This is a genomic window from Roseomonas sp. CAU 1739 (genome assembly GCF_039839775.1).
Taxonomy (GTDB): domain Bacteria; phylum Pseudomonadota; class Alphaproteobacteria; order Acetobacterales; family Acetobacteraceae; genus Neoroseomonas.
In genome coordinates, this window is sequence record NZ_JBDOQQ010000009.1 from 74,775 (window position 1) to 94,475 (window position 19,701).

Consider the following 19,701-nt stretch of genomic DNA (forward strand, 5'->3'; position numbering starts at 1 on the left):
GATGCCGGCCAGCCCTTTGGCGGCGCCGGCATGACAGCCGTGCTGTTGCGCGCCGCCGCCAGACCGGCCTGCGACGGGTATCGTTCGCCGTGCCGACGACAGCGCATCGGCACGGCGGGTGGGTCAGTCCGGGATGCGTTGTTCGTAGATCCGCCGCAGACGCACCCAGCCATCCCAGTAGGGCTGCGGCTGCATCCCCGATGCGCGGGCCGCCAGCACATCCAGGTGCATGTGCCAGCCGGCGCTGACATTCAGCAGCATGGCGCGGTCGGCCACGCGGCGATGCGTGACGGTCAGCAACACTTTCGCGCCGGCAGGTTCCAGTTCGAAGGTGACGCCGCCGGTGCTGCCCCAGGTGATGGACAGGCGACGCGGCGGATCGATGTCGGTGATGGTGCAGACCAGCCGGTGTTCCGCCGAGAAGCCTTCCGGCCGCTGGCCGGGCGGATCGGTCAGTTCATCGTTGCGCCAGACGAATTCGACGGGCGCGCCAACCACTGCCTCCATCGGGCCCGACGCCAGCCACTGCCGGCGCAAATCGCTGTCGGTGATGTACGCCCAGATCCGCTCGATCGGGCCGGGCAGCAGGCGCTTGATGGTCAGCGTCGCCGGCTTGCTCAGCACGCCATAGGCGTCCATGGGCGAAAGGTCATTCATCGTTCGTCTCCTTGGGGGGGGATGGTTGGTGGGCGTGAATCCTCCTCACGGAGGAGCTGTTCGAGGACGTCCAGACGCCCGGTCCAGAAGCGCTCGTAGAAGGTCAGCCAGGCGTGGGCGGAGGCGAGCGGCCCCGGAGCCAGGCGGCACAGATGCGTGCGGCCGCGCACCTCGCGGCGGATCAGCCCGGCATGTTCGAGCGCCTTGATGTGCTTCGAGGCCGCGGCCAGCGAGATGGCGAAGGGCTCGGCCAACTGGCCGACGGTCCGTTCCCCATCCGCGAGGGCGTGGAGCATGCGCCGGCGGGTGGCGTCGCCGAGGGCGTGGAAGACGCTGTCCAGTTGCGGGGATTCTAATTCAACCATGTCGTTGAATATAGCGGCCTTGGCCGATCATTCAACCAAATTGTTGAATATCATTCGCCGGCACTGGGACGCCATGCCATGGGCGGCGGCCATGATCGCAGGATGCGTTGGTGCCGGGCCAGGCGGAAGAACGGAGCGGCTTCGTTCCGGTGGAATGGCCCCTTGCGAACCAATGTTCGGCGCAAGGCGGCCGTGGCGGGATGTACCCCGCGCACCGGCCCTGTGGTCGGCGCCCCCCTCATCGTTCGGGCGCACCTTGCCCACAGCGCCAAGTCGAGGTTCCCAAGGGCCTTAGGCCTTTGGTGGGGGTGGCCCGGAGGGGGCAAGGCCCTCTCCGGTCGCCGCGCCGCGCATCCCTGTCGCGGCGCCCCCTGTCGCCGTCAGACCGGCCGCTCGCCCTTCACCGTCACGCGGTTGCCGTAGCGCGTGGCTGGCCAGTAGTCCCACATCGCGCGGTGCTGGGCGCAGCGGTTGTCCCAGAACGCCACGGAATTCTCCTGCCAGCGGAAGCGGCACTGGAACAGCGGATTGGCCATGTGTTCGAACAGGTAGGCGAGCACCCCGGTGCTCTCGTCCACCGGGACGTCCAGGATGCGCCGGGTGAATCCCTTGTTCACGAACAGCGCCTTCTTCCCCGTCACCGGATGTGTCCGCACCACGGGGTGGATGGCGCGCGGATAGGCCGGGCGGTCCTTCACGCCGAAATTCGCGTAGGTGCCGCGGTAGTTCTCCTCCCCGTCATGCACCGCGGTCAGGCCTTCGAGATACGCCTTCATGCGGTCCGACAGCGCATCGTAGGCGGCGTACATGTTGGCGAACAGCGTGTCGCCGCCGACCGGCGGGCATTGCTTGATGTAGAGGATGCTGCCCATCGGCGGCTCCTCGTCGCAGGACACGTCGGAATGCCAGCCTTCGCCGTTTGCGCGCGGGCTGTCGCGGTCGGCCTTGATGACCATCAGCCCGGCATGGCCGCCTTCGGTCGGCGCGGCGGGGTGGATGTGCAACTCCCCGAAGCGGCGGCCGAAATCGAGGTGCTGCCCGGCGCTCAGATGCTGGTCGCGGAAGAAGATCACCAGGTTCTCGGCGAGCGCGCGATGGATCTCGGCCATCTGCGCCTCGGTCGGGTTGCCGATGTCCACGCCGCCGACCGTGGCGCCGATGATCGGCGTCAGCTTCTCGACCGTGATGGCGGCGTAGGGCGTGGCGGTGGTCGATTCATGCTTGATGCGCGGGCCGGTCCAGCGCGGGTTCGGGATCTGGTTCATGGCGGTTCCTCCTATTCGACGTGGATATCGGCCTGCCGGATGATCCGGCCCCAGGCGGCAATTTCGGCGATGGTGAAGGCCTGGAAGTCGTCGGGTCCCATCGGCGGGGCCTGCGATCCGCCCATGGCCAGGATGCGCGAGCGCACCTCCGGCATGGCATAGGCTTCGGTCATGTCGGCATGGATGCGGGCGATCACCTCGCGCGGCGTGTTCTTGGGCGCGTAGATCCCCGACCATGTGGTGAAGCGATAGGCGGGCAGCCCGCCCTCGGCGCTGGTGGGCACCTGCGGCACCGCCGGGTGGCGTTCGACATCGCTGAGAGCGACCGCATCCACGTCGCCGCGATCGACCAGCGGCTTGGCGCCCACCACATCGACCGCCATGAAGGCGATGCGGCCATTGACCAGATCGGGGAAGCCGGCCTGGTTGCCGCGATAGCCGACATGCACCGCCTCGGCACCGATGACCTGCCGGTACAACTCGGCCGCCAGGCGCGACGGCACGGTGCCGGCGCCGAAACTGTATTCGCCCGGCCGCCGGCGCAGCGTTTCGGTCAGTACTGCGAGGCTCGGCGCGCCGAGGCCCCTGTAGGCCATCACCACGAAAGGCGAGGCGCCGTAGCGCGCCACCGCGTCGAATTCCCCGACCGCGTCATAGGGCGGCCGCGCATACAGCGAGGGGTTCGCCGCATGCGTCATCGCCGAGGTGGCTAGCAGCGTCAGCCCGTCGGGGCGCGCCCGCGCCACCATCTGGCAGGCCAGCACGCCATTGCCGCCGCCGCGATTGTCCACGATGACCGGCTTGCCCCACATGCGCGACAACTGGTCGGCATAGACCCGCGTGGTCAGGTCCACGGTCGAACCCGCGGGCAGGGAGGCGACGATCGTTACCCGGTCGCCCGGCCAGGCGGCGGCGTTGGCGCGCGCGCCCGGCATCGGCGCGGCCATGGCGCCGGCGAGGCCGCCCAGCAGCCGGCGCCGTCGCCACGCGCGTCCCCGCAAAGGCCGGCCTTGGCCGGTCTCCTCCTGCGGCATGTCCTGTTTCCTCCCGGCCCATCCGTCCCGCGGGCCTGCGCCCGTCACGTCCGGAAGGGCAGCGCAGGCGGGGCCACAAGTCTATTTCATTTATCTTGATGATTGATAGATTTATCTCATGAGTCGCAACGTAACGCTCCGACAGCTGCGCGCCTTCCTGGCCGTCACGCAGGAACGCAGCTTCACCCGCGCCGCCGCCCAGTTGCACGTCACGCAGAGCGCGCTGACCGTCAGCATCAAGGCGCTGGAGGCAGAACTGGGCCTGAAGCTGCTCGACCGCAGCACCCGTTCGGTCACGCCCACACTGCATGGCGAACGCTTCGTCGCCCTGGCCGGCCGCATGCTGGAGGAGATGGAACAGGCGCTCGACGACCTTGAAGCCCATGCACGGCGGGAGAGGGGGCTGGTGGTGGTTGCCGCCACCGCCTCCCTGGTCAGCCATGCGCTCGCTCCCGCGCTTGCCGTGCTCAACCGGCGCTATCCCGGCATCCAGGTGCGCATCCTCGAGGAGAACACCGGCGGCGCGACGCGACGGCTGCTGAGCGGGGAGGCCGACATCGCCCTGACCACCTTGCCGGAGCCCGACCCCGCGATGGATGCCGTGCCGCTGCTGCGCGACCGCTTCGGCGTCGCGTGTCCACCGGGCCATCCCTTGCTGTCGGAGACGACGCCGCTCGACTGGGGCGCCTTGCGGGATCACCCGATGCTCAGCCTCGGCAGTGAGAGCGGCATCCGTGCCTTGCTGGAACGCCAGGCCCCGGCCGGCCTCGCCATGCCGCGCGCGCGCCATGAAGTGTCGAGCGTCGGCGGTCTGCGGAGCATGATCCGGCAAGGGATCGGCGTCGCCGCGCTGCCGGCGCTGGCGGCGCTGCCGATGCGTGAGGACGGTCTCGGCTTCCGGCCCCTGGCACCGGCAGTCTTCCGCACGGTGTACCTGGCGCGCCGCCAGGGGCGGTCGCCGACACCGGCGACCGCGGCGCTGGTCGCACCGCTGCTGGAGCAGGTCCGGCTTCTGGCGCAGGATTCGATCGAGGCGCTGGTCGGCGTGGAGGATCAGCGGCGCATGGGGTTCGGGTAACGGAGTGCCGATGAGGCGAGGGCACCGCCCCATGAGTGCTGGTAAAGGTCCTGTACGGTGGAACCGGAGGGGCTTCACCCCCTCCGAACCACCCCCACCAAAGGCCCAAGGCCTTTGGAAACCTTGACTTGGCGCCGGGCGCAATCGTCTACGCCAGAGGAGATGTTCACTTCGGGCCAAGGGCTTGATCCCGGCGCCGGACACTGGCCGCAATGCCAATTGCCAAGTGACGGTTTCCAAAGGCCTTGGGCCTTTGGTGGGGTGGCTTGGAGGGGCGAAGCCCCCTCCAACCTTCAGCCTAACCCGGCAAGAAGGGGCCAAACCCCCCCGGCGGTGTCACTTCCGGCGCGACCCGACGATCACCCCGTCATTCTCCAACCCGGCGATCTCGGCTTCCGAGAAGCCTCGCGCGAGCAGCACGTCGCGCCCATGCTGGTTGAAGCGCGGCGGTTCGGACCGTGCCCCGCCCGGCGTGCGCGACAGCTTGATTGGTGTGTTCAGCGCACGGAAATCGCCGATCTGCGCCACCATGTTGCGGAAGGCCGTGTGTTCGGCCGCCATCGCTTCGTCGACATGCAGCACCGGTCCGGCTGGCAGCCCGGCGGCCAGCATGCGGCGGGTCAGTTCGTGCCCGTCCTCGTTCGCGAAGCGGGCGTTCAGCACCTCGGTCAGTGCTGCCTTGTTGATCACGCGCTCGCCGTTGGTGGCGAAGCGTGGGTCCTTCGCGACCTCGGGGATCTCGAGGAAGGCGCAGAACTTGCGGAAGGCCGGATCGTTGCCGGCGGCGACGAAGATCTCGCAAGTCTTGGTGGTGAACTTGGAATAGGGCGCGAGGTTCGGGTGCGGGTTGCCCGTCGCCATCGGCCGCTTGCCCGACAGGAAGAAGTTCGCGGCATGCGGATGCAGCAGCGCCATGCCGCAATCATGCAGCGTCATGTCGCAATACTGGCCGCGGCCGGAGGTGGCGCGTTCATGCAGCGCCATCAGGATGGCGATGGTGCTGAACAGGCCGGTGGCGATGTCCACGATCGGGTTGCCCAGGCGCGTCGGCCCCGAGGTCTCGGTGCCGTTGATCGACATCAGCCCGACCATCGCCTGCAGCACGGCATCGTAGCCGGGAAAGCCGCCGAGCGGGCCCTCGCCGCCGAAGCCGGAGACGCGGCAATGGATCAGGCGGGGGAACTTCTTCGACAGCACCGCTTCATAGCCGAGGCCCCACTTCTCCATGGAACCCGGCTTGAAGTTCTCGACCAGCACATCGGCGCCGTCGAGCAGGCGCAGCAGCACCTCGCGCCCCGCCGGCCTGGACAGGTCGAGACCGACGCTGCGCTTGTTGCGGTTCACGCCGACGAAATAGGAGGCATCGCCATCGGCGTTGAACGGAGGGCCCCAGTCGCGGACCTCGTCGCCCTGCGGGGGTTCGAGCTTGACGACCTCCGCCCCGTGGTCGGACAGCACCATGGTGCAGTAGGGGCCGCCGAGGACGCGGGTGAGGTCCACCACGCGCAGCCCGGCCAGCGCGCCGGCGGAGAGCATGCTCGCGCCTACGCTCGCCGCATTGTCATCCATCGCCGGTTCCTCCTCGAAAAGGGGCGGAAGATGCGGCGGCGGCGGCCGAATGTCGAGGGCGCTTCAGCCGAGGATGAGTGCCGCGATCGACAGCCCGGTCGCGCCCACCAGGACCGCAAGGACCGCGGCGATGCGCCGCGGCTGCAGCGTCTCGATCTGGGTCGGGTCCATTGGGTTGCGGCGCAGCGCGACCTGCTCACTTGCTGCGAACTGGTCGCGGCTATCGACGGTCAGGGTTGCCTCGCTGGTCCAGCCACCGGGCTCGTCGAAGGCGAAGGTGACGATCCAGGCATCGATGTCCTCGGCGCGGGCGATCTGGCGCACCGTGCCGATCACGCTGCGCCAGCGCGCGACACGTATGCTCCCGACCGCGATCCAGATCGCCATGCCGCCCAGGACCAGGGGGACGATCCACATCGCCCGGGTCATGCCGGCCGGCGGGCGGCGCGGGCGATGATGAAGGGCAGTCGCATGCGCGGCCTCCTCCGCGCCGGCGGTTCAGGGGATTCAGGCGGCGGCGGCGCGTCCCCACACCTTGCGGCAGAATTCGGGATAGGTTTCGTGCATCTCGTCACAGACCGCGCCACGCAGCAGCGCCAATTCCTGCGCCGTCGGGTCGGCCGTGGCGGGGATGGCGCCGTCCAAGTCGAAGTCGAAGCCGGTGGCGGCGCGCACGCCGTCCACCGTCTCGCCCGGATGCAGGCTGTCGAGCGAGAAGCGCGCGCGGTCGGGGTGGAAGCGGAACACGCATTTGCCGGTGACCAGCGCCTGCGCTGTGCCGCGCCGGAACACGCCCGGCGGCGAGACGCCGGGGGCGGAGATGTTGTCCACCTTGTCCACCAGCACGCGGGGCGAGTGTTCCTCGCGGAACAGGATGGTGCGCGGTGTCATGAAGTACATGAAGGCCGACCCGAAGGACCCGGGGAAGCGCACACCCATGCCCGGCCATGCGCCGGTGCCGACCAGGTTCAGGTTCGCCTGCCCGTCGATCTGCCCGCCGCCGAGGAAGAACAGGTCGATCCGTCCCTGGCCGGTCAGGTCGAACAATTCGCGCGTGCCCTCGGTGAAGGGATTGCCGCTGCGCTTGTGCAGCAGGGACAGTTTCACCGGATGACCCAGCAGCTTCACCAGCCAGCACGCCGCCGCCGGGATCGGCGATGCCGCGCCCACCGCGATGTGCCGGGCCGGCGGCGCGGAAGGGTCGAGGATCAGCCGCGCGAGCGCCGCCGCGATGCGTTCTTCCGGGGCGATACCCTCGGGCTGCAGGCCCGGCCGGTTCACGCCGCCGGTCGCCGGTTCCGCCTGTGCGCCTGGGCGATCGGAGGCGCTCATGCTGCGGCGGCCTTCCGCGCGGTGTGCAGCACCTCGCGGTCGAGCCAGGCGCGGAAGCCCTCCTCGGTCTTGGCCGCGCGGGCGTAGTCGGCGACATAGGCGGCGTCGAACCCGTATTCGTCGAGCAGCGCCGCCGGGCGCGCGCCGCGTTCGGCGATCGCCGTCGCGGTGACATAGGTGCTGCTGATGGCCCCCGCGGCCATGCGCTCATCCTCGAGGAAATTGCCTTCGACGAGGCGTTCCACCGTGACCAGCGCGGCCTTCGACGCATGCGCGATGGTCGCACATTCGCGCCGGCGGCCAAGCCAGACATTGCCTTCGGAATCGGCCATGGCGGCGTGGAAGATGGCGAAGTCGGGCTGCCGGGCGGGCAGCAGCACGATGGGGTCCATGCCGTCCTCGGCGAAGGGGTTCGGGACCACCTTCCAGTCCGAGCGGTTGGCCAGGATGTCGGACCCGATGATCCCGCGCAGCGGCATGAAGGGGATGCCCTTTTCCGACGCCTGCAGCATGGAATGGATCGCCGGGCAGGTGGCGTCGCGCACGACGATGCGGCCTTCGCGCAACGCCGCCGAGAAGCGCGGCGCGAAGCCGGCCTCGCCGAGCGAGACGGCGGAGGTCTCCAGTTCCGCGACGCAGCCGGCGCCGATCAGGATGTCGGTCGCGAAGCCGGACACCGGCACGCCGAGCAGGCGGAGATTGCGCGCCCCGCGCCGGATCAGCGCCTTGGCGATGGCGACCGATGGCAGGGAATTGTCCGGCGGCATCGCCAGCAGCGCGCCATCGGGCACCAGGGCAGCGAGCGCATCCGCGGATGGCAGCATCATGGTTGGATCCTCCGTGACCGATGCTACTACGCCGCGCCGCCGCTCCCGGCTAGATTCCGCGGCAGCATGAAGCCCGTCACCCTGCACGCGTCCCGCCTGGTCCTGCGCCCCTGGCGCGACGAGGATCTCGATCCGCTGGCCGCCCTGAATGGCGATGCCGACAGCATGCGGCACTTCCCCACGGTGCTGACGCGGGCCGAGAGCGACGCCTGGGCCACGCGGCTGCGCGGCCATATGCAGGCGCATGGCTGGGGCTTCTGGGTGGTGGAGGAACGCGGCGGGGCGCCCTTCATCGGCGTGGTCGGCCTGCTGACCATTCCGTGGCAGGCGCGCTTCACCCCGGCGGTCGAGGTCGGCTGGCGCATCGGCCCGGCCCATCGTCGGCGCGGCTATGCCGAGGAGGCGGCCCGTGCTGCCCTCGATTTCGGCTTCGCCACGCTGGGCCTGGCGGAGATCGTCGCCTTCACCATCCCGGCGAACGAAGCGTCCTGGCGGTTGATGGAACGGCTCGGCATGGCGCCCGATGGTGGCTTCGACCACCCGCGCCTGCCCGAAGGGCATGCGATGCGCCATCACCTGCTCTATCGCCTGGCGGCGCCGCAACGGTAGGATCGTGGGCATCACCGCGAGCCGGCAGGAGGGTTCCGTGTCCCGCATTGAGCGCTACGTCTTCGCGACGCTGTTTGCCGTGGCAGCCTTGCCCGCCACGGCCGCGTCGGTGTCCACCGCCTGGGTCGAACTGCGCTCGACCAACCAGGACGAATGCATCGATATCGGCCAGCGCGCCGTGCAGGGTGCCGGCTTCCAGGTCAGCGTCTCGCAGGACCGACAGACCATCTTCGGATGGCGTGGCGACGAGGCGCTGACCGTGCGCTGCATCGGCGCGCAGCGCGTCGCCGCCGTCTTCGCCTGGGTCACCGACCAGTCCAATGACAGCGCCCAGCTGGTCGATGCCGTCACCCGCGCCTACCGCAACCGGCAGTCCCCCGGCGGGGGCAACCTGACCGGCGGCGGCGGCAGTCCCGGCGGTGGCAATTTCGGCGGCGGAGGCAGTCCCGGCGGCGGCAATTTCGGCGGAGGCGGCAGCCCCGGAGGTGGAAACTTCGGGGGTGGCGGCAGTCCAGGCGGCGGCGGGGTGGTGAAACGCTGATCGCCGCCTGCGTTGCGGGCAGCAAAGCCCAGGGCGCGATCAGGTGTGGCATGACGGCAGCCCGGCGGCGGGATCGCGGGGTTGCGCTCCGTGCCATGCAGGGGCACGTCTTGCTACCTTTTTGTCATCGAAGGGCCGGGTTGTTGATGGCCGGCGGGGGATTGTCTGAATGTCCGTGACGCGTCAGGAGTTCCGCGATGCCATGGCGCGTCTCGGGGCTGCCGTGAACATCGTGACCACGGACGGGCCGGCCGGCCTGGGTGGCCTGACGGTCAGCGCCGTCTGCTCGGTGACCGACGATCCGCCGACGCTGTTGGTCTGCCTCAACCGTGGCAGCCCGCAGAATCGTCTGTTCAAGGATAACGGCGTGCTGTGCGTGAACAGCGTGGCACCGGGGCAGGAGGAACTGTCGGGTCGTTTCGCTGGCCGTTCCGCCGAGGCCGATATGCCTGAGCGCTTTTCCCATGCGAGCTGGGGGCTGCTCGAGACGGGCGCGCCGGTGCTGGATGGCGCCGCGGTATCCTTCGATTGCCGCATTGCCGAGGTGGTCGAGCGCGGAACGCACAGCGTCATTTTCGCCGAGGTCGAGGCCGTCCGACAGGGTGCGGCATCGCGCGGCCTGATCTGGTTCAGCCGCGGCTACCACGCGATCGGCGCCGGCTGATACCACCGCTCGCTGCGCGCGACCGTGGGTAGCCACGGTGTCTTGTGCCCAAGGGCCGGGCGTGGATCCCCGGCCTGTCGGGCTTCGCTGACCGGTGGCCGGGCGCATTGGCGGCCTCGGCATGGGTCGAAGGCCCATGCCGCTGTCCGCGGCTCCCGCTGCCGCGCAGATGTCCTTTTGACCCATGGCGCCGGCGCGCACATCGCGGCGCCCGGCCCCTGGGCAGGGTGCCGGGCCGGGGAGGCAATGGTGCTTCCAGCGTCCAGGGATCGACCCGGCGCGGCCTGCCAGCGGCGGCGGATGCGATCCGCGCGGGGACGATTGGATCAGGGAATCGGGCGCGCATTGCTCCCATGCGAAGGTCGCAAAGGCGCCGTAAACCGTTTGCACCCTATCTTCTTCGCACATGCACAGTCGTTGGTGCAGACAAGGAGCCGGTTGATGACGGAAGTGAAGGTGGAACTACCCGACGCGTTGGCCGCGGAGATCGCCCGCCGTGCCGCGGCGCTCGGCACCACCGCCGAGGAATGGGTGTCGTCGGTCGTTCAGGACGTCGCCGCGGACCTGCCGGAGGAAACCGTCGACGGCCCGGATTGCTGGATCGCCCGCTGACATCCACCCCGCCCTGCTGAAGCAACCGGGCGGGTCCGAGGCCGGCCCGGCGCCGGCCATTGCCGGGCTCACCACTCCCCGTAGAAGACTCTGGCCGCCTTGTGCCGGTCGGTGCGCAGCTCGGCTTCCGCCCAGGTCAATGTGGTTCGGCGCTTCAGGCCGGTGAACCACGCCAGCAGGCGCTCGCGCATCGCCTCCCGCACGCCCTCCAGCGACGGATCGGCGCCCAGGTCGCGGAATTCCTGAGGATCGGCCGCGAGGTCGAACAGCATCGGCCGCAGCCCGTCCGTCCAATGGACGTATTTCCAGCGATCGGTGCGGACCATCCAGGCATGGTGCTGGCCGGTCGGCAGCCCAAGCCGCCGCCTTGCGCCGCGGAAGGTCCAGTCGAGCTCGCTGAACACCGCCTCCCGCCAGGCTGGCGCATCGCCGCGCGTCAGCGGCAGCAGGGAACGTCCTTCCACCACATGCTCGGCGGCGCCGAGACCGAGCGCGTCGAGGATGGTCGGCACCACGTCGATCGCCTCGACGAAGCGATGATCGACGGTGCCGCGCGTGCCACCCGCTGCCGCCGAGGGGTCATAAAGCAGGAAGGGCACGCGCTGGATGCAGTCGTGGAACAGTTCCTTCTCGCCCAGCCAATGGTCACCAAGATAGTCGCCATGGTCCGAGGTGAAGACGACCAGCGTGTCGTCCCACCGCCCCAGCCGGTCCAACGCCGCCCACACCCGCCCCAGGTGATGGTCAAGCTGCGCGATCAGGCCCTGATAGGCCGGGCGCACCGTCGCGATGCATTCATCGTTCTGGAAGGATTGCGCGACCTCCTCGTTCTGGAATTCGCGCAACATCGGATGCGCCGCTTCGTCGCGCTCGCCCGCATCGCGTGACACCGCCAGGCACTGGTCCGGCGTGAACATCGCGTGCCAGGGCGCCGGCGCGATATAGGGCCAATGCGGCTTCACATAGGACAGGTGCAGCACCCAGGGCTGGTCGCCCTGGCGGTCCATGAAGTCGATGGCCCGGTCGGTGGTGTAGGCGGTCTCGCTATGCTCATCGCGCACCCGCGCCGGATGACGCGCGTTGCGCATCTTCCAGCCATTCTGCGCGCGGCCCTGGCCGTCCGTCACGGCGATGACGTAGTCGGTCCAGGGATCGGCGCTGTCATAGCCCTGCACGCGCAGCCAGTCGGCATAGGCGCTGTCGGTCTCGGCATGGTGCCCGTCATGGCGATCCACCAGGGTGAACCAACCTTCCCGCAGCAGGACGGCGAGTTCGTCCTGCCCATCCAGCAGCAGCCGCTTCATGCCGCGCGCATCGGGCAGCATGTGCGTCTTGCCCGCCAGCGCCAGCGTCCGTCCGCTCTCGCGCAGGTGCCACCCCAGCGTGACCTCGCCCACCGACAGCGGCACGCGGTTATGCGTCGCGCCATGCGAGGAGACGTAGCGGCCGGTATAGGCCGACATGCGCGAGGGCCCGCAGATGCCCGACTGCACATAGGCCTGGGCGAAGCGCACCCCGCGCGCGGCCAGCGCATCGATGTTGGGCGTGCGCAGGAAGGGATGGCCGGCGCAGCCGAGGTGATCCCAGCGCAACTGGTCGCACATGATGTAGAGCACGTTGCGTATGGTCATGCGCGGCCGCGTTCCCTGTTCTTGGCGTAGAAGGGTAGGGGGTTTGCGTGCTGGGTGGGAGGGCGCGCGCCCGGCGCCGATTGGGGTGAACCCCGCCCTCCCCAAAACCGCTTCGGCCAGGGCGCTGCCCTGGACCCACCAAAGCCCAAGGGACTTGGAAGCCGTCACGGGGACAGCAGCGACCATTCTCGCGGTCAAGTGATGTCGATGATCTGGAATTCGACAGAGATTCGATATATCTAAGAAATCGCTATATCGAAATACGATCTCAACAGGCTTTGACAGCAGGTACGAACCCCATGAGACACGCCCATCCCCGGCATCGCGACCATGACCACGATTGCCGCTTCGCGCGCCCTGACCGGACAGAGCACGGTCCCCGCCTCGGCCACCACCATCGCGGTGGCGGACGCTCTGGCCTTGGCCGCTTCTTCGCCCATGGTGACCTGCGCCTGGTCATCCTCGGTCTGATCGCCGAGAAGCCGAGCCATGGCTACGAGATCATCAAGGCGATCGAGGAACGCGTCGGTGGCGCCTACAGCCCATCCCCCGGCGTGATCTACCCGACGCTGACGCTGCTTGAGGAACTCGGCTACGTCACCGTCAGCACCGCCGCCGAGGGCGGCCGCAAGCTGCACGAGGTTACGGAACAGGGCCGCGCCTTCCTCGCGGCCAACCGCCCGACCCACGACGCCCTACTCGCCCGCATGGATGAAGCCGGCCGCGCCCAGGGCGGCGGCCCCGCGCCGCAGATCATCCGCGCCATGGAAAACCTCAAGCTCGCCCTGCGCATGCGGATGGCGCGCGGTCCGTTGACGGCCGAACAGGCCGACGCGGTTGCCGCCGCCCTCGACGCCGCGGCCACCGGCGTGGAGCGCAGCTGATGGGTGCGACGGCCTGTTCCGAAGCGCGCGTCACAACCGCGGCGCCGCGCCGCTACCTCGGCCAGCTCTGCAAGCACTTCCAGCACAAGCTGCCCGTGGAACTCAGCGAGACCCAGGGCCGCATCGACTTTCCGATGGGCGTCTGCACACTCGATGCCGAAGCGCTTCCGGGGGCGCTGCTGATGTGCGCCGCGGCAACGGACGAGGCGTCGCTCACCAGGCTGGAGGAGGTGGTGGGCCGCCACCTCGAACGCTTCGCCTTCCGCGAGCCGCTGACGGTGCTCTGGGTGCGGCCCGATGAGTGCACTCCCTGACACGCAGAAGGCCCCGGCGGTGTCCCGCCGGAGCCTTCCTACATCGCGTGGCCGGTGTGCGGCCCGCGAAACCCTGGTGACCCGCGAGGTGTCATCCGAGCCGATCGATGCAAACCGCCAGGCCTTGCGGCCTGAAGGTCATCGAAGGTTCAGACCCCCGCGGTGATCCGGGCCACGGGCGCGACAGCCCGAATAATGCGATGAGACACCGGATCACCTCCTTTCGGTTGTTGACGACTGCACGAAGTCTGCGCCTTCGCCCGCGCAGCATGCAAGCGCTTCGAGAAGGCCCTCCACCAGCGCGCGCCTGTGTGGCGAGGCAACCACAGTCACGATCTCGCAAGCGACGTGGTCGCCGCAGGACAGCCCGTATCCCTGCACCTTCCCGCCACGGCAGCAGGGCAGCGATCGAACGATCCAGATCCCGACACGGCGCAGGCCGTGCGGCAGCCGCCGCGGCCCTCGGCGCGTTGCTCCCGATGGACGGCAGGCGCATCACGGCCCCGGAACCGTACGAAAACCATGAGGAGCATCGGCGTGCCCTCACGATGGGCGGGCGCGCACGAGTTTACGGCCTCCGCGCGCCCGGCCGGTCACGAGAGTTCGGCGTAGGCGCCGTTGCGCCAGACATAGAAGACATAGTCGGGCGTCGTGACATCGCCCTTGGCATCGAAGCTGATCGGGCCAAGCACCGTCTGCCACGGGCCTTCGGCTTTCAGCACCGCGGCCAGGCGGCGCGGATCGGTGGTGTTCGCCTTCTTCGCCGCATCCGCGAAGATCTGGATCGCGGCATAGGTGTAAAGGACGTAGCCCTCCGGATCGACGTTGCGGGCGCGGAAGCGGGCGACGACCTCGGCCGCGGTCGGGCGCTTCCGCGGGTCGGAGGAGAAGGTCATCAGCGTGCCTTCGCCGGCGGCACCCGAAATCTGCCAGAACTCGTTGGTCACCAGCGAATCGCCGCCGATCAGGGTGACATTCATCCCCTGTTCCCTGGCCTGGCGGATGATCAGCCCGGCTTCGGTGTGATAGCCGCCGAGGTAGATGACATCGATCCCCGCGGCCTTCATGCGCGACACGATGGCGCTGTAGTCGCGTTCGCCCGGCGTATAGGCGGCGTACATCGTCTCCTGCATGCCGCCGGCGTTCATCGCCTTCTTCGTCTCATCCGCCAGGCCTTTGCCGTAGGCGGAGTTGTCATGGAGGATCGCCACCTTCCGGTTGCGGAAATTCGCCAGGATGTAGGCGCCGGCCACCATGCCCTGCTGGTCGTCGCGGCCGCAGACGCGGAAGGTGTTCCACTTGCCTTCGTCGGTGAAGCGCGGATTGGTCGAGGCCGGCGACATCTGCAGCACGCCTTCCTCGGCGTACACATCGCGGGCCGGGATCGAGGAGCCGGAGCAGAAATGCCCGGCGACGAACTGCACGCGGCGGCCCGCGAGCTGGTTCGCCACCGACACCGCCTGGCGCGGGTCGCAGGCATCGTCGCCGACTTCCAGCGCGAGCTGCCGGCCCAGCACGCCGCCGGCGGCGTTGATGTCGGTCACCGCCTGGGTCGCGCCTTCGCGCATCTGCGTGCCGAAGGAAGCGTTCTGCCCTGTCATCGGCCCGGCGGTGGCGATGCGGATCGGGCCCGATGCGGCCTGTGCGAAAGCATCCCGCCCGACGGCCAGGGTGCCGAGGCCCGCGCCGAGCACCAGCCTGCGTGTCGTGACCATGGTGTTGTCCCCTATGTGAAGCCAGCCGCCCCCGTGCCCCGATGGCTCGCGCGACCCTGTGGGGCTGGGACGTTAGATCACTTCGCCGCGGCGGGGGAACAAGCGATCGGGCGGCCCCGGCGGCGTGACCTGGCACACGGGGGCGGGCCGCGCCACTCTGGCACAAGGTGTATCGTCCTGTTACTCTGTCTCGCTGCCCTTTTCCGGGAGTCCTTTTTGATGCGTTCCTCCCTCCGCCGCCCCTTCGCCGGCATCACGGCTCTGGTCATGCTCGCAGGGTGTTCGACCCAGATGGGCCGCATCGGCGCCGATGACGGGCGCGATGCCTGTCGCGCCTATGTGGTGCAGCTCGATTCCACCGGCGACTTCTATGGCGAGGACATCGTCCGCGGCGCCGCGATCGGCGCCGGAACGGGCGCGATCGCCGGCGGCCTGCTGGCGGCGGCGACCGGGCGGCGGGGCAGCGATATCCTGGCGGGTGCCGCGATCGGCGCGCTGGCCGGCGGCGTGGTCGGCGGCGTCGGCGGCTACATCGCCGCGCGGCAACGCCAGTCGCAGGACCAGGGCGGGCTCGTCCAGGCGGTCGGCGGCGACCTGCGCAATGAGAACCGGCAGCTCGACGCGACGCAGCTGGCCTTCAACCAGTTGGTCGATTGCCGCGTGAACACCGCCAACCGCATCCGCGCCGATGTGCGGTCCGGTCGGATGAGCCGTGACCAGGGGCTCACGCTGATGTCGTACCAGCGCGACCTGATGCGCCGTGACGTCGCGCTGGCGCAGCAGATCAACCAGAAGATCGGCACCCGCGGCGGCGAGTTCGACACCGCGATCGAGACCATCTCCCCGGGCGTGAAGGGCCAGGTGCAGGCTAGGCGCGCGGTGACGGCGACGCCGACCACGGCGCGCGTTTCCGCCCCGATCCGCATCCGCCCCGATGCCGGCGCGGCCGAGGTCGGCCAATTGAGCCGCAACGAGTCCGTCACGGTCAGCCCGGCCCAGGGCAATTTCGCCCGGGTCGAGACCTCCTCGGGTGTGGTCGGCTATGTGCCGGCGAGTTCGGTGGGCGTGCGCGGCCTCGGCACCCCCGAGGCGAGCGTCGGCGGGCGTGGGCAGGATGGCGAATTCCGCCAGCTGGCCGCTTCCAATATCGCCCGGCGGGACAATTTCTCTGAGAGTGTGGCGACGGCGGATCGGCTGGCGCAGGGCCAGGGCTTCGAATTGGCCAGCAGCTGAGGAAGCCGGAGGGGCGCCGCCCCTCCGGACCACCCCGCCAGGGGCCAGCGGGCCCCTGGACCGCGATGTTCTGGCGCCAGGCGGGAACGGATATGCTTCACGCAGAAGGGCGGCTCCACGCTGCGGCGCAGGGTGCCAGGAATTGGTTTCCAAAGGCCCTTAGGCCTTTGGTGGGGTGGCTTGGAGGGGCAAAGCCCCTCCAATGTGCCCTTGCCGTGGTCGCGGTATCGCTGACCAGCGCTTCCGCCCTGGCCCAGGCACCGAACGAACCACCGCAACAACCCTTCCTGCGTATCGAGGCCGGGGCGCACATCGCCCCTGTCGGCCGCCTCGCCACCGATGCGGCGGGCGGCACGCTGGCCACCGTGTCCGACGACAAGACGCTGCGGCTGTGGAACCTGCCCGAAGGCACCCAGCGCATGGTCATCCGCCCGCCCATGGGGCCCGAGGCGGAGGGCGAATTGTATGCCGTCGCGCTGACGCCGGACGGGGCGCGCGTCGCTGCCGCGGGCTTCACCGCGCGGTCCTGGGACACCAGCTTCGCGCTCTACATCTTCGATGCGGCGAATGGGCGGCTGCTGGCGCGGCTGCCCGGGCTCGCCGCTCCGGTGCAGCATCTGGCCTTTTCGGCGGACGGCACGCGGCTGGCCGCGGCGCTCGGAGGGCGGGCGGGCATCAAGGTCTGGGATGCGCGCAACGGGCGGCTGCAATTCGAGGACGCGACCTTCACCGGCCCCACCCGCATGGTCGCCTTCGATGGCGCCGGGCGGCTCGCCGCGAGTTCCGCCGATGGGTCGGTGCGGCTCTATGCGCCGGATGGTCGCCGGATCGCGCAGCGCACGCCGGTCCAGGGCGCGCGACCCTATGGCATCGCCTTCTCGCCGGAGGGCTCGCTGCTCGTGCTTGGCTTCGAGGACCGGCTGCGTGTGGAGGTGCTGTCGACCACCGACCTGCGCACAGTCTTCACGCCGGATGTGACGGGGCTGGCGGGGGAAGGGCTGCCGGCGGTGGCCTGGGCGCATGATGGTCGCGGCGGGCTGCAGCTCTATGCCGGTGGCTACGCGCGGCATAATCGCCCAGCTGGGCCGCAGGGGGCGGCAGCGCCGCCACCCGTGCCCGCGCCCACTCCGGCGGCCACGCCGGCGGGTCAGCAGCGGCTGCCGGGGCCGGCGTCATCCTCGTCCTCCTCCTCCTCCGCGCCAGGCGGCGGGCGTGGCTTGGTCGTCCGGCAGCAGCAGCCGGCCCCGGCCGGGCTGCTCGACCCGGCGCTGGTCTCGCCACCGGATACGCAGCGCGAATTCATGATCCGCCGCTGGGCCGATTTCGGCTTCGGGCCAGCCACCGACATTCCGGCGGCGCGCGACGCCATTGCCCATATGGTGCCGCTGCCGCAGGGCGGGCTGGTCTATGCGGCGGCCGATCCGGGCTGGGGGCGCATCGCGCCGGACGGCACGCTGGCCGCGGCGCCGCGGCCGCCGGGCGGGGATTTCCGCAATACCGGCGTGACGCTGGCCTTGTCCTCCGATGGCACCCAGGTGCTGTTCAGCCTGCGCGCGGGCGGTGCGCCGGTCATCTTCGACCCGCTGACCGGCAACCTGACCGCATGGCAGGGCGAGGCCGGCTTCGCCACCGCGCGCACCGAGACGCCGCGCATCCGCGTGCTGGACTGGCGCAATTCCAACCGCCCGCGGCTGAACAACGCGCCGTTGCGCCTCGGCGAGGGCGAATTCGCCCGATCCCTGGCCATCCTGGTGCGGGAGGACGGCTTCCTGCTCGGCACCGACACGCATCTGCGGCTGTTCGACGCGCAGGGCCGGCTGGTGGATTCGGTCCCGACGCCGGGCGCGGTCTGGGGTGTGACGGTGGCGGGCGACATGGGGGTTGCCGCCCTGGGCGACGGCACCATCCGCTGGTACCGCTTCGAGGCTGGTGCCTTGCGCGAACAGGCCGCGCTGTTCGTCAGCGCCGAGACGCTGCGCTGGGTTCTGTGGTCGCCGGAAGGCCTGTTCGATCACGCGGCCAATGGCGGGCAGGAACTGGTTGGCGTGCACCTGAATGGTGGTCGCAACCAGACGCCGGAATGGGCGTCCTTCCAGCAGGCCTATCGCGCGCTGTATGCGCCGCGGGCGGTGCGGGCGCGCATCGCGGGGGACTTCGCCCCGGCACAGGAACGGCTCGTCCAACTGGGCGAGGTGCGCAGCCGGATCGGGCGCCTGCCATCGCTGGCGCCGGCTTCGCTGTGTGCCGTGGTGGGGTCCGCCTGCACGCCGATCGCCTGGGATGCGCGGGCGCTGCCCGAGGGATCGACCGCGCTGCGCATGGGTTTCACCACGACCGATCGCGGGCTCGGCTTCGGGCCGCTGGATGTTCTGGTTAATGACCGCATCGCGGCGCGTGCCGAACCCTCGGCTGGCGATGCCAGCGTCGAGGTGCCGCTCGACCCCGGCAGCAACCGCATCGCGACGCGACTTTACGCGAGCGATGGAACGCTGTTCGCCGAAGGCCCGTCCCTGACGCTGCGGCGACCCGGCGAGCCCGAGCAGCCGGCGGGCGCGGGGCGGCTGGTGGTGCTGGCCATCGGGGTGAACGAATACGCCAATCGCGATCTGAACCTGCGCTTTGCCGAACCTGATGCGCGGTCGGTGGGCGAGGCGCTGAAGGCGAGCGGCGTGGGGTTATTCCGCGATGTCGATCTGCGCTTCCTGCCGAGCGCACGGGCCGATCGGCGCGGTGTGCTGGAAGCGCTGGCGGCGGTCGCGCGTGATACCGGGCCGGCTGATACCTTCATCCTGTATCTGGCGGGGCATGGCATCGTCTCCCAGCCCGGCAACCACTTCCTGTTCCTGCCGTCGGATGTGCGCGACACCAGCAGCTTCCCGGTGCTGCGGCAGCAATCGCTGGACGACACGACGCTGGTCGCCGCCCTCGCGCGCATCCGGGCGCGGGATGCCTTCATCCTGATCGACACCTGCTATGCGGGGCAGATCGACATCGACCAACTCGCCGCCATCGGCAACGACACCGGGCGCTTCTTGCTGGCGGCGTCGTCGTCGGTGCAGGAGGCGCTGGATTCCTACGACGACCGGAACGGCGTGTTCGCCTATGCCCTGATGGAAGGGCTGCGCGGACGCGCGGCGGTGGACGCCGAAGGGCGGGTGACGGCGCTGGCGCTGGGTGAGTGGGTGATGCGGCGGGTGCCGCAGCTGGCGCGGGAGAAGGGGCACCAGCAGAACGCGGTGTTCCGGGCCGCGCAGCGCGATCTCAGGTCGTTCCCGCTGGCGGCGGTGCCGCGGTAGAGCAGATCGCGTTCAGATGGACTCATCTGGACGCGTGACGATGCTCCCAAAACAATAGGCCGGAGGATGTGGCGT

The 19,701-nt window shown here is 69.7% G+C and carries 19 protein-coding genes; 9 read left to right on the forward strand and 10 right to left on the reverse strand.

Features of this window, described 5'->3' with window-relative positions; all coding sequences use genetic code 11:
- Positions 1-123: 123 nt before the first annotated feature.
- From AAFN86_RS15790 to AAFN86_RS15805, 4 genes are all read right to left on the reverse strand, one after another.
- Positions 124-657 (reverse strand): SRPBCC family protein, encoded by a 534-nt coding sequence (locus tag AAFN86_RS15790; RefSeq protein ID WP_347544316.1) that lies wholly within the window; start codon positions 655-657, stop codon positions 124-126.
- Positions 654-1,022: a metalloregulator ArsR/SmtB family transcription factor gene (locus AAFN86_RS15795; protein ID WP_347544317.1), complete on the reverse strand. Its 369-nt coding sequence runs from the start codon at positions 1,020-1,022 to the stop codon at positions 654-656. The genes AAFN86_RS15790 and AAFN86_RS15795 overlap by 4 nt, the downstream gene beginning before the upstream one ends.
- Positions 1,023-1,402: 380 nt before the next feature.
- Positions 1,403-2,287, reverse strand: a complete 885-nt coding sequence (locus AAFN86_RS15800; RefSeq protein ID WP_347544318.1) for a TauD/TfdA family dioxygenase — start codon at positions 2,285-2,287, stop codon at positions 1,403-1,405.
- Between the two features lie 11 nt (positions 2,288-2,298).
- A complete protein-coding gene (locus tag AAFN86_RS15805; RefSeq protein ID WP_347544319.1) occupies positions 2,299-3,321 on the reverse strand; it encodes a tripartite tricarboxylate transporter substrate binding protein in 1,023 nt (340 codons plus the stop codon).
- 118 nt (positions 3,322-3,439) lie between these two features.
- On the opposite strand from AAFN86_RS15805, the gene AAFN86_RS15810 reads away from it, so the two are divergent.
- Positions 3,440-4,399, forward strand: a complete 960-nt coding sequence (locus AAFN86_RS15810) for a LysR substrate-binding domain-containing protein (RefSeq protein WP_347544320.1) — start codon at positions 3,440-3,442, stop codon at positions 4,397-4,399.
- Positions 4,400-4,735: 336 nt separating this feature from the next.
- Here the strand turns inward: AAFN86_RS15810 and AAFN86_RS15815 are convergent, their stop codons facing one another.
- The 4 genes from AAFN86_RS15815 to AAFN86_RS15830 form a co-directional block, all read right to left on the reverse strand.
- A complete protein-coding gene (locus AAFN86_RS15815; protein ID WP_347544321.1) occupies positions 4,736-5,968 on the reverse strand; it encodes a CoA transferase in 1,233 nt (410 codons plus the stop codon).
- Between the two features lie 63 nt (positions 5,969-6,031).
- The gene (locus AAFN86_RS15820; protein ID WP_347544322.1) at positions 6,032-6,385 is read right to left on the reverse strand and encodes a hypothetical protein; all 354 of its coding nucleotides are present in this window, start codon (positions 6,383-6,385) and stop codon (positions 6,032-6,034) included.
- Between the two features lie 90 nt (positions 6,386-6,475).
- Entirely contained in the window at positions 6,476-7,300 is an 825-nt protein-coding gene (locus tag AAFN86_RS15825) for a CoA-transferase (protein WP_347544323.1), read from the reverse strand.
- Entirely contained in the window at positions 7,297-8,127 is an 831-nt protein-coding gene (locus AAFN86_RS15830; protein WP_347544324.1) for a CoA-transferase, read from the reverse strand. Before AAFN86_RS15830 ends, AAFN86_RS15825 begins: the two co-directional genes overlap by 4 nt.
- A 66-nt stretch (positions 8,128-8,193) precedes the next feature.
- On the opposite strand from AAFN86_RS15830, the gene AAFN86_RS15835 reads away from it, so the two are divergent.
- The 4 genes from AAFN86_RS15835 to AAFN86_RS15850 all read left to right on the forward strand — a co-directional run bounded on the left by AAFN86_RS15835 (position 8,194) and on the right by AAFN86_RS15850 (position 10,553).
- A complete protein-coding gene (locus AAFN86_RS15835) occupies positions 8,194-8,736 on the forward strand; it encodes a GNAT family N-acetyltransferase (protein ID WP_347544325.1) in 543 nt (180 codons plus the stop codon).
- A 37-nt stretch (positions 8,737-8,773) separates the two neighbouring features.
- Entirely contained in the window at positions 8,774-9,277 is a 504-nt protein-coding gene (locus tag AAFN86_RS15840) for a hypothetical protein (protein ID WP_347544326.1), read from the forward strand.
- A 169-nt stretch (positions 9,278-9,446) separates the two neighbouring features.
- Complete coding sequence (locus tag AAFN86_RS15845) at positions 9,447-9,941, forward strand: flavin reductase (RefSeq protein WP_347544327.1); 495 nt, start codon at positions 9,447-9,449, stop codon at positions 9,939-9,941.
- A gap of 441 nt (positions 9,942-10,382) precedes the next feature.
- Positions 10,383-10,553 carry a hypothetical protein gene (locus AAFN86_RS15850; RefSeq protein WP_347544328.1) on the forward strand — a complete coding sequence of 57 codons (171 nt, stop codon included), beginning with the start codon at positions 10,383-10,385 and terminating at the stop codon, positions 10,551-10,553.
- 68 nt (positions 10,554-10,621) lie between these two features.
- Here AAFN86_RS15850 and AAFN86_RS15855 read toward each other — a convergent pair whose 3' ends face one another.
- Positions 10,622-12,184: a sulfatase-like hydrolase/transferase gene (locus AAFN86_RS15855; RefSeq protein ID WP_347544329.1), complete on the reverse strand. Its 1,563-nt coding sequence runs from the start codon at positions 12,182-12,184 to the stop codon at positions 10,622-10,624.
- A gap of 299 nt (positions 12,185-12,483) precedes the next feature.
- On the opposite strand from AAFN86_RS15855, the gene AAFN86_RS15860 reads away from it, so the two are divergent.
- Positions 12,484-13,068 (forward strand): PadR family transcriptional regulator, encoded by a 585-nt coding sequence (locus AAFN86_RS15860; RefSeq protein ID WP_347544330.1) that lies wholly within the window; start codon positions 12,484-12,486, stop codon positions 13,066-13,068.
- Positions 13,068-13,382: a DUF2218 domain-containing protein gene (locus AAFN86_RS15865; protein ID WP_347544331.1), complete on the forward strand. Its 315-nt coding sequence runs from the start codon at positions 13,068-13,070 to the stop codon at positions 13,380-13,382. The genes AAFN86_RS15860 and AAFN86_RS15865 overlap by 1 nt, the downstream gene beginning before the upstream one ends.
- Positions 13,383-13,975: 593 nt before the next feature.
- Here AAFN86_RS15865 and AAFN86_RS15870 read toward each other — a convergent pair.
- Positions 13,976-15,097 (reverse strand): branched-chain amino acid ABC transporter substrate-binding protein, encoded by a 1,122-nt coding sequence (locus AAFN86_RS15870; protein WP_347544332.1) that lies wholly within the window; start codon positions 15,095-15,097, stop codon positions 13,976-13,978.
- Positions 15,098-15,316: 219 nt separating this feature from the next.
- Here AAFN86_RS15870 and AAFN86_RS15875 point away from each other — a divergent pair, with 219 nt between their 5' ends.
- Entirely contained in the window at positions 15,317-16,330 is a 1,014-nt protein-coding gene (locus AAFN86_RS15875) for an SH3 domain-containing protein (RefSeq protein WP_347544333.1), read from the forward strand.
- 215 nt (positions 16,331-16,545) lie between these two features.
- Entirely contained in the window at positions 16,546-19,626 is a 3,081-nt protein-coding gene (locus AAFN86_RS15880; protein WP_347544334.1) for a caspase family protein, read from the forward strand.
- Positions 19,627-19,701 lie beyond the last annotated feature (75 nt).